The following is a 1,448-nucleotide window of genomic DNA, read 5'->3' on the forward strand; positions in this document are numbered from 1 at the left end:
CACCGAAAGGTACACCCGTTTCGGTCTCCAGCGCAGAAAGAAACGCTACAGTTGGCCCCCTCCCGCTGTAATCGTGGAAGCGCTTGCCCGCTGCGGGCACATCGCTGTCGCGTTGATGTAGCCGTCCTGCACACGCTGCTGGACAACTTCGGTCTCAACTACGTGAGGGATAAGTTCGAAATGCTGTTGCACGTGTGCAGCTCCTACTGTCTGCGGTGTAAAACCGCCGACTAAGGTCTGGACACGCCCTACGGATCGTGGTGTTGATCCGCTTGCACAGGTGGTGTCTGGCCTCGGCCGACCCCTCTACGGACAAGCCGCTTCCGAATCATCGGGCGGCTTGTTTTGTTTCGGAACAGGAAGACTGGCTGGACCGCGCGAGCTTGTCGATATCAGCGGTTGAGTTGCGCCCCGATATCCACTGCGCGTGCCCGCCTGGCATCACGTCACGAGATTGGATCGCCACAAGCCCGGCCAGCACCCGCTGAGCCGGGCTTTTCGTTTTGTTAACCAAACATTTGGATCGCTATGCCAAAACGACGGCATGAGCCAGAGCATCTCTCCCATCACGTGCGACGTCCAGATCGACGGTGCCTGGGTGACGGTTGCTATCGCACAGGCGCATCGTCTTCATCGGGACAAGCTCAAGAGATGCCCGGCATGCCACGGGGCGGCTGTGACGCTGAGCACCTACACGACCGATGGCAAAGTCAGCCTTCAGCATCGGCGAGGGCATAGGGGCTGCCCGCACTCGTCGCGTCATCTTCCGGGTCAAACGAGTTTGCACCCCGAGGCACTGCTCTGAGCGACGATCACGCGGCGAACGCCGTCACAATGTAGGCGATCGCCCCGCGCTCCCACACGTCCACAATCGCCGTCTCGCTGATGCAGCCCGAGTTCGCCGCCCAGAGCAGCGTGCCTCGTGTTGCCGAATGCGCTCCGTCATCCCAGCCTTCGACCATGGTGTCTAAGGCGTCCATCACCTGCGGAGTCGGGCCTTAAGGCGCATTCGGCTGACAGACGCCAGCCCGGCCGGTTGCCATTTATTTACCATTGAGAATCAACAATCCGCGCAATACCACAGGATGCTGGTTCGACCGAACGCCCACATGCCGAATGCTTCGCTCCAGACGCTGTCGGACGGCGCTCGCGCTATGCGAGCGGTCTCGGAGGCAATCTTCACGGCGGCAGACGCGATGAAAATGGCAGAGCCAAGCCAGGCTGACGAGTTGCGGTCCCTAGCGCGCGACTATCGCGTGAAGCTCATGGCTCTAGAAGCCAACATCGCTGTGCTTCGCACTCAGGCGGAACGGTCTTAGCGCACCACTCACGGATTCCCCAGCAAGTCGATCAGCACTAAGCCGACGCCAATTGTAAAGGCCTCGGCCGCCCTCCGCGCGCTCAACGATCGGCTCAGGGAGATGCCGATCACCCCGTCATGAAAGCGG

At 60.8% G+C, this 1,448-nt stretch carries 2 protein-coding genes; one reads left to right on the forward strand and one right to left on the reverse strand.

Annotated elements, in window-relative coordinates:
• Nucleotides 1-544: 544 nt before the first annotated feature.
• Nucleotides 545-805: a hypothetical protein gene (locus tag MGN01_RS24690; RefSeq protein WP_488803228.1), complete on the forward strand. Its 261-nt coding sequence runs from the start codon at nucleotides 545-547 to the stop codon at nucleotides 803-805.
• A 7-nt stretch (nucleotides 806-812) separates the two neighbouring features.
• On the opposite strand, the gene MGN01_RS23915 is transcribed toward MGN01_RS24690, so the two are convergent.
• Entirely contained in the window at nucleotides 813-980 is a 168-nt protein-coding gene (locus MGN01_RS23915; protein ID WP_170246141.1) for a hypothetical protein, read from the reverse strand.
• Nucleotides 981-1,448: the final 468 nt, after the last annotated feature.

This window comes from Methylobacterium gnaphalii (genome assembly GCF_007992215.1).
Lineage (GTDB): Bacteria > Pseudomonadota > Alphaproteobacteria > Rhizobiales > Beijerinckiaceae > Methylobacterium > Methylobacterium gnaphalii.

What these genes read in the sequence shown, in the direction of transcription:
- MGN01_RS24690 (WP_488803228.1), top strand. Translation starts at nt 545, where the DNA reads ATGAGCCAGAGCATCTCTCCCATCACGTGCGACGTCCAGATCGACGGT.
- MGN01_RS23915 (WP_170246141.1), bottom strand. Translation starts at nt 980, where the DNA reads ATGGACGCCTTAGACACCATGGTCGAAGGCTGGGATGACGGAGCGCAT.